The 10,554-nt window shown below is 70.1% G+C and carries 9 protein-coding genes; 7 read left to right on the forward strand and 2 right to left on the reverse strand.

The genetic code is table 11. From position 1 onward, the window contains the following. Positions 1–746 (reverse strand): NADP-dependent oxidoreductase (locus tag I0Q12_RS13630; protein WP_231610590.1); only part of this gene is annotated, 746 nt, incomplete at its 3' end. Positions 747–853: 107 nt separating this feature from the next. On the opposite strand from I0Q12_RS13630, the gene I0Q12_RS13635 reads away from it, so the two are divergent. The 7 genes from I0Q12_RS13635 (at position 854) to I0Q12_RS13665 (ending at position 10,038) form a co-directional block, all read left to right on the forward strand. Continuing rightward, positions 854–3,652 (forward strand): DEAD/DEAH box helicase, encoded by a 2,799-nt coding sequence (locus I0Q12_RS13635; RefSeq protein WP_197252430.1) that lies wholly within the window; start codon positions 854–856, stop codon positions 3,650–3,652. 2 nt (positions 3,653–3,654) lie between these two features. Beyond that, entirely contained in the window at positions 3,655–4,410 is a 756-nt protein-coding gene (locus tag I0Q12_RS13640) for an SWIM zinc finger family protein (RefSeq protein ID WP_197252442.1), read from the forward strand. Between the two features lie 158 nt (positions 4,411–4,568). Then, positions 4,569–6,101 (forward strand): CoA-acylating methylmalonate-semialdehyde dehydrogenase, encoded by a 1,533-nt coding sequence (locus I0Q12_RS13645; RefSeq protein WP_197252431.1) that lies wholly within the window; start codon positions 4,569–4,571, stop codon positions 6,099–6,101. Between the two features lie 44 nt (positions 6,102–6,145). Beyond that, a complete protein-coding gene (locus tag I0Q12_RS13650; protein WP_197252432.1) occupies positions 6,146–7,300 on the forward strand; it encodes an acyl-CoA dehydrogenase family protein in 1,155 nt (384 codons plus the stop codon). Beyond that, positions 7,297–8,355, forward strand: coding sequence for an enoyl-CoA hydratase/isomerase family protein (locus I0Q12_RS13655; protein WP_197252433.1), 1,059 nt, complete (start codon positions 7,297–7,299; stop codon positions 8,353–8,355). The genes I0Q12_RS13650 and I0Q12_RS13655 overlap by 4 nt, the downstream gene beginning before the upstream one ends. A gap of 1 nt (position 8,356) precedes the next feature. Beyond that, the gene (gene mmsB, locus I0Q12_RS13660; RefSeq protein WP_197252434.1) at positions 8,357–9,265 is read left to right on the forward strand and encodes a 3-hydroxyisobutyrate dehydrogenase; all 909 of its coding nucleotides are present in this window, start codon (positions 8,357–8,359) and stop codon (positions 9,263–9,265) included. Beyond that, complete coding sequence (locus I0Q12_RS13665) at positions 9,262–10,038, forward strand: enoyl-CoA hydratase (RefSeq protein WP_197252435.1); 777 nt, start codon at positions 9,262–9,264, stop codon at positions 10,036–10,038. Before mmsB ends, I0Q12_RS13665 begins: the two co-directional genes overlap by 4 nt. Before the next feature lie 72 nt (positions 10,039–10,110). Here the strand turns inward: I0Q12_RS13665 and I0Q12_RS13670 are convergent. Then, the coding region (locus tag I0Q12_RS13670) for a MarR family winged helix-turn-helix transcriptional regulator (RefSeq protein WP_197252436.1) at positions 10,111–10,554 on the reverse strand (444 nt) is incomplete at its 5' end.

The following is a 10,554-nucleotide window of genomic DNA, read 5'->3' on the forward strand; positions in this document are numbered from 1 at the left end:
ACTCCGGAACCACCCAGTTCCGCTGCTCCGGCCGGATCGGCGACGCTGACGATGCGGGCTCCGGGAGCGGCTGCGGCGAACGTCCGGAGGGTCGCGCCGCCGACCAGGTCGACGATCGCGGTGATGTCGGAAGCGGCGGCGGAAACACGGTCGGCCGCGTCGTCGCCGGATTCGATCCAGGTGGCGCCGTTGCCTTCCAGCAGGTCCCGCTTGCCGGCCGACGCGACCCCGAGCACGGTCGCGCCGCGTGTCCGCGCGAGCTGGGTCGCGGCGGATCCGACGCCCCCGCCGGCGCCGATCACGAGCACGGTGTCCTCCTCCGAGATCGCGAGCGCGTCGACGATGTCGAACGCGGTGCCCAGGGCCACCGGGACGGTCGCGGCGGCGGCGAAACCCACCTGCTCAGGTTTGTGGACGGCGCTGTGCGCATTGAGCAGCGTGTACTCGGCGTATCCACCGAACCCGGTCGCGGTCGCGCCGAACACCGCGTCCCCGACCGCGAAGCCGTCGACGCGGTCGCCGACGGCGGTGACGACACCGGACACCTCCCGGCCCAGCACGGCCGGCAGCGTGACCGGCACCGTGTCCTTGCGGGTGCCCGCCCGGACCTTCCAATCGGCCGGATTCACGCCCGCCGCGTGCACCGCCACCAGCAACTGCCCGGGACCCGGTACGGGGACCTCGAGGTCGAGGAACTGCTGGGTTTCGGGGCCGCCGTATTCGACGAAACCGTAGGCGAGGGGCATGCGCTCAGCCTAGGGCGGCTCCGCCGCCCGTGTGCCTATGTGGAGGCCCTGACCGCCACAAAGACGCACCGGCGCCGGAGGCGCACCCGCCTGGCACCATGGTGGGCATGTTGCACGGGGTCTGGTCACCGGGATCGGGTCTGTTGTTGTGGCGCGACCCCTCGGCCCCGCCCGACGACGACGTGCTGCCGTCGGCGCTGCGGCGCTGGATCGACCGCCCGTTCCGGCATCGCGTCGAGCTGACCTTGCCCGGGGACGACGCGCCGCGAACCCTGCCCGCGGTCGCGGTGGCACCTCCGGATGCTGCCCAGCTCCTACTGGATCTGCCGCGGCGGCCCGACGGCGTGTCCGGGGACCTGCGTTTCCTCGCGCACGTCGCCCGCGGCATCGAACGCTGGGCCCAGGCCGGTCGCGTCGCCCCCCGGATGCATCGCGCCGAGAAGCAGTGGTGGGTGCGCTGGCAGCTGCTCGGCGGGGAGCGGACCCGCGCGTGGAAGGCCGAACTGGTCGCCGCGATGCCGCCGGTGCAGCGGCAGCTGGGCAATCCGTCGCGGCTGCTCGAGAACCTGTGCACCGAGCTCACCGACCCGATCACCCGGGCGATGCTCGGGTCCGGCACCTCGCTGCATCCGCTGATCGCGGCGCTGACCGAGGGCACGCCGCACCACGCCGGCACCCAGCGCATGGCCGACGCGCTCGACGAGTGGCGCGCCAGCCTGTCCGGCAACGAACCCGACCTGGTGCTGCGGCTCGTCGAACCCGACGAGGCCGACGATCCCGCGGACGCCCTGTGGCGGCTCGAGGTGTGCCTGCGATCGGAGGGCCAGGCCCCGGCGCCGGTGCCGATCGGCGGCACCGACGCGGAACTGCTGCAGATCGGTATCCGCAAGCTCGGCGCCGCGTTGAAGGCCTACCCGCGGCTGCAGGACGTGCCCCGCGACCCCGACAGCCTGGATCTGCTGCTGCCCACGCCCGTCGTCGTCGATCTCGTCGAGCACGGCGCGCGTGCCCTGCAGGACACCGGCGTGGCGCTGCTGCTCCCGCGCGCGTGGGCGACGGTCGAACCGTCGCTGCGGCTGCGTGTCGAGTCCGCCGCCGCCCCCGTCGCGGCCGAGGAGAGTGCGGTCGGCATGAACGCGATCGTCTCGTACGAATGGCAGCTCGCGGTGGGCGACATGCTGCTCAGCGCCGCCGAGATGGAACAGCTCGTCGCCGCCAACAGCGACCTGGTCAAATTGCGAGGCAAGTGGGTCAAGGCGGACGCCGCCGCGCTGGCCCAGGCCGCCCGCTACGTGACCCGCAATTCCGGGCAGGACACCACCCTCGGCTCGTTGTTCGCACAGTTCACCGGCGACGACGTGCCGCCCGCCGAGGTCACCGACATCAGCGCCTCCGGGTGGGTCGCGACCCTGCTCGACGGGCAGGCGCACCCGGAACCGGTCCCGGCCCCGCCCGGTCTGCACGCGACCCTGCGGCCCTACCAGCAGCGCGGCCTGGACTGGCTGGCGTTCATGAGCGGGCTCGGGCTCGGTGCGGTGCTCGCCGACGACATGGGCTTGGGCAAGACCGTGCAGGTGCTGGCGTTGCTGGTGCACGAACGCACCCGCGGCCCGGTCCGGCCGACGCTGCTGGTGTGCCCGATGTCGGTGGTCGGCAACTGGCAGCGCGAGGCCGCGAAATTCGCGCCCGGCCTGCGCGTCCACGTCCACCACGGGTCGGGCCGGTTGCGTGACGACGACCTGGCCGCGGTGGTCGACGACAGCGACCTGGTCATCACCACCTACGCGATCGTCGCCCGCGACCTGGCGCACGTGCGGGCGCTGACCTGGCATCGGGTGGTGCTCGACGAGGCGCAGCACGTGAAGAACGCGAACACCGCGCAGTCGCGCGCGGTGCGGTCGGTTGCGGCCTCGCATCGCATCGCGTTGACCGGCACACCCGTGGAGAACCGGCTCGAAGAACTGCGGTCGATCCTCGACTTCGCGAATCCGCGGCTGCTGGGGTCGCCCGCGTCGTTCCGGGCCCGGTTCGCGGTGCCCATCGAACGCGAACGCGACGCGGCGGCCGCGGCCCGGCTGCGGGCGCTGACCGCCCCGTTCGTGCTGCGGCGCGTCAAGACCGACCCGGACGTGATCGCCGACCTGCCGGAGAAGTTCGAGCAGACCGTCCGCGCGAACCTCACCGCCGAGCAGGCCGCGCTGTACCGGGCGGTCGTCGACGACATGATGCGCAAGATCAAGGAGAAGGAGGGGATGGCCCGCAAGGGCGCGGTCCTCGCGGCGCTGACCCGGCTCAAGCAGGTGTGCAACCATCCGGCGCACTATCTCGCCGACGGATCGCCGGTGCTGCGCCGCGGCCGCCACCGCTCCGGCAAGCTCGGCCTGGTCGAGGACATCGTCGAATCGGTGCTCGCCGACGGCGAGAAGGTTCTGCTGTTCACGCAGTTCCGCGAGTTCGGGGAGCTCATCGCCCCCTATCTCGCCGAGCGGTTCTCCACGCAGGTGCCCTTCCTGCACGGCGGGGTGTCCAAGACCCGCCGCGACGCGATGGTCACCGGGTTCCAGGAGCCGGACGGGCCGCCGATCATGCTGCTCTCGCTCAAGGCCGGCGGCACCGGTCTCAACCTGACCGCGGCCAATCATGTTGTGCACCTGGATCGTTGGTGGAATCCTGCGGTGGAGAACCAGGCCACCGACCGGGCGTTCCGGATCGGCCAGCGTCGCGACGTGCAGGTGCGCAAGCTCGTGTGCGTCGGCACCGTCGAGGAACGGATCGACGAGATGCTCACCGGCAAACAGGAACTTGCGGACCTCGCGGTCGGTGTGGGGGAGAACTGGATCACCGAGCTGTCCACCGACCAGCTCCACGCCCTGCTGACCCTGAGCGACGACGCGGTGGGTGAATGACCATGGCGCGAAACAATTTCCGCAGATACGGCACACCGATCCGCGTCGACGGCGGTATCGAGGCCCGCACCAAACGTGGCGCGATCGGGCGCAGCTGGTGGTCGAAGGAACTGATCGGTGCGATGGAGCAGGTCGCCGACAGGGGCCGGCTGACCCGCGGCCGCACCTACGCGCGCTCGGGGCAGGTGCTCTCGTTGCGGCTCGAACCGGGCGCGGTCGTCGGCGACGTGCAGGGCAGCCAGCTGCGCCCGTTCACCGCGACCGTCACGGTCCGCACCCTCGACGAGGAGGCGATCGCCGAACTGGTCGCACAGGTGCGTTCGGCGCCCGGGATGCTCGCGCGGCTCGCGGCCGGGGCGCTGCCGGAGGAGCTGGGGCCGCTGCTGCTGCCGCGCCGCGCCGGTGAACTCGACTTCGACTGCACGTGCCCCGACGACGGCTGGCCCTGCAAGCACGCCGCGGCCGTGGCGTATCTGCTGGCCGAGCACGTCGACGAGCACCCGCTGGCCGTGCTCACCCTCCGGGGCGTGGGTCTCGAGCGGCTGATCGGCGAGGTCGATGCGTCGGAGCCCCCGGTCGACGACTTCTACGGCGACGACACGGAACTGCCGGAACTGCCGATGGAGCGGTTCCGCCCGGCGCTCGAGGATCTGGACCCGATGCTGCTGCGGCGTGCGCTGCGCGCGGGCGGCACGGACGAGGCCGTCGTCATCCGCGCGGTGTCCGACCTGGAGGATCTGTACCGCCGCCTGCGGTGACGCGGCGTTCCCTGGGGGTGACGCGGCGTCGCGGGGGGACCGCCGGGATGTGACGGTAGACATACATGGACTTCCAACTATAGGATGGACACAGACTTCGAGGGGCCCGCTTTCGGCGCCCTGTGTCCGAACCGTCGATCAGCAAAGGACTCGCGACAATGAGCATTCGTGAACTCACCCACTTCATCGGCGGCGAGCACGTCGCCGGGACGTCCGGGCGATTCGGGGACGTCTTCGACCCCAACACCGGCGCGGTGCAGGCACGCGTCCCGCTCGCCACCCAGAGCGAGGTCGAGGCCGCCATCGCCAACGCCGAAGAGGCCCAGAAGGAATGGGCGTCGTGGAACCCGCAGAAGCGCGTCCGGGTGCTGATGCGGTTCCTGCAGCTCGCGCAGGACAACATGGACGAACTCGCGCGGCTGCTGTCGAGCGAGCACGGCAAGACCATCCCCGACGCCAAGGGTGACGTCCAGCGCGGCCTCGAGGTCGTCGAGGTCGCCCTCGGCGCCCCGCACCTGCTCAAGGGCGAATACACCGAGTCCGCCGGCACCGGCATCGACGTCTACTCGATGCGCCAGCCCCTCGGTGTCGTCGCCGGCATCACCCCGTTCAACTTCCCCGCGATGATCCCGCTGTGGAAGGCCGCCCCGGCCCTCGCCTGCGGCAACGCGTTCGTCCTCAAGCCGTCCGAGCGCGACCCCTCGGTGCCGCTGCGCCTCGCGGAGCTGTTCATCGAGGCCGGCCTGCCCGCCGGTGTCTTCAACGTCGTCAACGGCGACAAGGAATCCGTCGACGTCCTGCTCAACGATCCGCGTGTCAAGGCCCTCGGCTTCGTCGGCTCCACCCCGATCGCGCAGTACATCTACGAGACCGCCGCGAAGAACGGCAAGCGCGCGCAGTGCTTCGGCGGCGCGAAGAACCACGCGATCATCATGCCCGACGCCGACCTCGACCAGGTCGCGGACGCACTCGTCGGTGCCGCCTACGGCTCGGCCGGTGAGCGCTGCATGGCGCTGTCCGTCGCCGTCCCGGTCGGTGAGGAGACCGCCGACCGCCTCGTCGCCAAGCTCCAGGACCGCATCGCCGAGCTGCGCATCGGCACCAGCTTCGACGAGAAGGCCGACTTCGGTCCGCTCGTGACCGCCGCCGCCCGCGACCGCGTCCACGACTACATCGCCAAGGGTGTCGAGGAAGGCGCCGAGCTCGTCGTCGACGGCCGCGGCTTCGTCCTCGAGGGCAACGAGAACGGCTTCTTCTCCGGCGCGACCCTGTTCGACAAGGTCACCACCGACATGTCGATCTACCGCGAGGAGATCTTCGGCCCGGTGCTGACCGTCGTGCGCGCCCGCGACTACGAGGACGCGCTGCGTCTGCCGACCGAGCACGAGTACGGCAACGGCGTCGCCATCTTCACCCGCGACGGTGACACCGCCCGCGACTTCGCCACCCGCGTCCAGGTCGGCATGGTCGGCGTCAACGTCCCGATCCCGGTTCCGATCGCCTACTACACCTTCGGCGGCTGGAAGGCCTCCGGCTTCGGCGACCTCAACCAGCACGGCCCCGACGCCTTCCGCTTCTACACCAAGACCAAGACGATCACGCAGCGCTGGCCGTCCGGCGTCAAGGAGGGCGACCTCGAGGGTGCCCACGTGAGCGACACCGACCACTTCGTCATCCCCACGATGGACTGAGCGCCTCGGACCGGACCGGACGACAGACCCCAGACAGGATCAGCATGTTCACCCTCACCGACGACGACCGGGCGATCCGCGACACCGCCCGCGACTTCGCCACCGAGTACCTGGCACCGAACGCAGTGGAATGGGACCAGGCCAAGCATTTCCCGGTCGACGTGATGCGCAAGGCCGCGGCACTCGGCATGGGCGGCATCTACGTCCGCGAGGACGTGGGCGGCTCCGGACTGCGTCGACTCGACTCGGTGCGGATCTTCGAGGAACTCGCCAAGGGCTGCCCGTCGATCGCCGCGTACATGTCCATCCACAACATGGTCACGTGGATGATCGACAAGTTCGGCAACGACGATCAGCGGCGTCGCTGGGTGCCGGGGCTGTGCTCGATGGAACAGTTCGGCAGCTACTGCCTCACCGAACCGGGCGCAGGCTCGGACGCGGCGGCCTTGAGCACCAAGGCCGTCCGCGACGGTGACGACTACGTGCTGACCGGCGTCAAGCAGTTCATCTCCGGCGCCGGCACGTCCGACGTGTACGTCGTGATGGCGCGGACCGGCGAACCCGGCCCGCGCGGCATCTCGGCGTTCATCGTCCCGAAGGACACGCCGGGTCTGTCGTTCGGCGCGAACGAGAAGAAGATGGGCTGGAACGCCCAGCCCACCCGCCAGGTCATCCTCGAAGGCGCGCGGGTACCGGCGGAGAACCTGCTCGGCGTCGAGGGCGGCGGCTTCCGCATCGCGATGCAGGGCCTCAACGGCGGCCGTCTCAACATCGCCGCGTGCTCGGTCGGCGGCGGCCAGACCGCCCTCGACCGGACCGTCGCCTACCTCGCCGAACGCAAGGCGTTCGGCGACCGGCTCCTCGACTCCCCGGCGCTGCAGTTCCGCCTCGCGGACATGCGCACCGAACTCGAGGCTGCCCGGACGCTGCTGTGGCGGGCGGCGGACGCGCTCGACCGGGGCGCCGACGACGTCGTCGAACTGTGCGCGATGGCAAAGCGTTTCGCGACCGACGCCGGTTTCGAGGCCGCGAACGAGGCGTTGCAGCTGCACGGTGGCTACGGCTATCTCGCCGAGTACGGTATCGAGAAGATCGTGCGGGATCTGCGTGTGCACCAGATCCTGGAAGGAACCAACGAGATCATGCGGGTGGTCGTCGCGCGCAGCGTGGTGGCCGCGGCGCAGACAGGAGCGGCATGACCGGGCAGGAACCGGAAGTTCTCGTCGAGGTGTCGAACGGCGTCGGCCGTCTGACCCTCAATCGCCCCAAGGCGATCAACGCTCTCAACCACGGCATGGTCCGTACCATCGCCGACAATCTCTCCGCATGGGCCGACGACGACTCGATCCGGGCCGTCGTCGTGTCCGGGGCGGGGGAGCGGGGGCTGTGCGCCGGCGGCGACATCGTCTCGATCTACCACGACGCCAAGGACGGCGGCACCGGATCGCAGGAGTTCTGGCGCGACGAGTACATCCTCAACGCCGCGATCGGCCGCTACCCGAAGCCCTACGTGGCGATCATGGACGGCATCGTGATGGGCGGCGGCGTCGGCATCTCCGCCCACGGCAACGTGCGGATCGTCACCGAACGCTCCACCATCGCCATGCCCGAGGTCGGCATCGGCTTCGTCCCCGACGTCGGCGGCACCTACCTGCTCTCGCGTGCCCCCGGCGAACTCGGCACCCACATCGCGCTCACCACCGGCCGGCTGAAGGCGGGCGACGCGATCGCCCTCGGCTTCGCCGACCACTTCGTCCCGTCCGAGTCGCTCGACAAGTTCGTCGCCGCGATCGGAAGCGCCGGGCTCGACGACGCGATCGCCGAATACTCCCGGCCCGCACCGGAATCCGAACTGCTCGCACAGCAGTCGTGGATCGACGCCGCCTACTCCGCGGACACCGTCGAGGAGATCGTCGAACGCCTGCAGGCCTCCGACCTTCCCGAAGCGCAGGCCACCGCCGAGCAGATCCTCGGCAAGTCGCCGGTCGCGCTGAAGGTCACGCTGCGCTCGCTGCGGCGGGCCCGGCAGGCCGGCAGCCTCGAGCAGGTGCTCGACGAGGAATACCGGGTGTCGCTCGCGTCGCTGAAGTCGCACGACCTCGTCGAGGGCATCCGCGCCCAGGTCGTCGACAAGGACCGCAACCCGCAGTGGTCGCCGGCAACCCTCGCCGACGTGACCGCCGCCGACGTCGATGCCTACTTCCAGCCGCTCGGCGAGCTCGAACTCGGCCTCGCCGCCTCCCAAGGAGAATGACATGAGTGCTCTCCCCACCGTCGCGTTCCTCGGTCTCGGCCACATGGGCGGGCCGATGGCCGCGAATCTCGTCAAGGCCGGCTACTCGGTCACCGGGTTCGACCCGGTACCCGCAGCCCAGGAACAGGCGACCAAGGACGGCGTGACCGTCGTGGCCTCCGCCGTCGAGGCCGTGCGCGACGCCGACGTCGTCATCACCATGCTGCCCAACGGCAAGCTCGTGCTCGATCTCTACGACGAGATCCTGCCCGCCGCCAAGCCGAACACCCTGTTCATCGACAGCTCCACCATCGACGTCGCCGACGCCCGCGAAGCGGCCGAACGCGCCCACAAGGCCGGACACCGCGCCATCGACGCCCCCGTCTCCGGCGGTGTGGCGGGTGCCGCCGCCGGCACGCTGGCGTTCATGGTCGGCGGTTCCGAGGAGGACTTCGCCACCGCGCAGCCGCTGCTCGACGTCATGGGCAAGAAGGTCGTGCACTGCGGCGGCTCCGGCGTCGGACAGGCCGCGAAGATCTGCAACAACATGATCCTCGGCGTGTCGATGATCGCGATCAGCGAGGCGTTCGTGCTCGGCGAGAAGCTGGGCCTGAGCAACCAGGCGCTGTTCGACGTCGCGTCCAACGCATCCGGCCAGTGCTGGGCGCTGACCAGCAATTGCCCGGTCCCCGGACCGGTCCCGACGACCCCGGCGAACAACGACTACCAGCCGGGCTTCGCGGCAGCGCTCATGGACAAGGACCTCGGGCTGGCCGCGAACGCGCTGCGGGCCAACGGAGTGGAGGGCGAACTCGGGCTGCGCGCGGCCGAGCTCTACCATCGGTTCAACGCCGGTGGCGGTGGCGGACTCGACTTCTCCGCCATCATCACCGACATCCGTGCCCGTTCGAATGCAGAGGACAACCAGTGACCGATTTCGAGACCATCCTGCTCGACCGCAAGGGTCGCGTGGGACTCATCACGCTCAACCGGCCCAAGGCGCTCAACGCGCTCAACAGCCAGCTGATGCGCGAAGTGGTCGCGGCCGTCGAGGAACTCGACGCCGACCGCGAGATCGGCGCGATCGTCATCACCGGCTCGGAGAAGGCGTTCGCCGCCGGCGCCGACATCAAGGAGATGGCGCCGAAGACCTACTCCGAGGCGTACGGCGAGGACTTCTTCTCCGACTGGGACAAGATCTCGTCCGCCCGCACCCCGATCATCGCCGCGGTCTCCGGCTACGCGCTGGGCGGCGGCTGTGAGCTGGCGATGCTGTGCGACTTCATCATTGCGTCGGACACCGCGAAGTTCGGGCAGCCCGAGATCAAGCTGGGCGTCATCCCGGGCATCGGCGGTTCGCAGCGCCTGACCCGCGCCGTCGGCAAGGCGAAGGCCATGGACATGTGCCTGACCGGACGCAACATGGACGCCGAGGAAGCCGAACGCGCCGGCCTGGTTTCGCGTATCGTGCCGGCCGCCGAGCTGCTCGACGTCGCGCTCGAGACCGCCACCACCATCGCGTCGATGTCGCTGTCCGCGGCCATCATGGCGAAGGAAGCGGTCAACCGCGCGTTCGAGACGACCCTCGCCGAGGGCGTGAAGTTCGAACGGCGCCTGTTCCATTCGACGTTCGCCACCGCCGACCAGAAGGAAGGCATGGCCGCGTTCATCGAGAAGCGCGCGCCGGAATTCAAGCACGCCTGAGCGTGATACGACTGCAGGGCCGACCCGGAAGGGGCGGCCCTGCAGTCGTTTTCGTGATCGGAGGTGGCGCCGTCACCACTTGGTCGGCGCACCCCCGGTGTCGAAGTCCCCGGCGTCGTGCCGCATCCCGGCCAGGATGCGCAGCAGCGGCTCGAGCTGATCGTCGGGAATGCCGGGTCGCGAGAACACCTCGGTGTTGAGCTTCTCGGTCGCGGCGATCGCCAGCGCGCGACCTTCGTCGGTGAGTTCGACCAGCGTCGCGCGGCGGTCGCTCGGGTGCGGGGTCCGGCGCACCAGCCCCGCCGATTCGAGCCGGTCCACCGCGTTGGTGACGCTGGTCGGGTGCACCTGCAGCCGCGCGCTGGCCTTGGCCATCGGCAGGGCGCCCTGGCGCGTGAAGTGCAGCAACGTCAGCAGTTCGTATCGCGCGAAGGTGAGGCCGAACGGTTTGAGCACCTCTTCGACCCGCGCCATGAGGATCTGCTGGGCCCGCATCAGCGACGTCACCACGGCCAT

This window comes from Rhodococcus sp. CX (genome assembly GCF_015865005.1).
Classification (GTDB): Bacteria; Actinomycetota; Actinomycetes; order Mycobacteriales; family Mycobacteriaceae; genus Rhodococcus.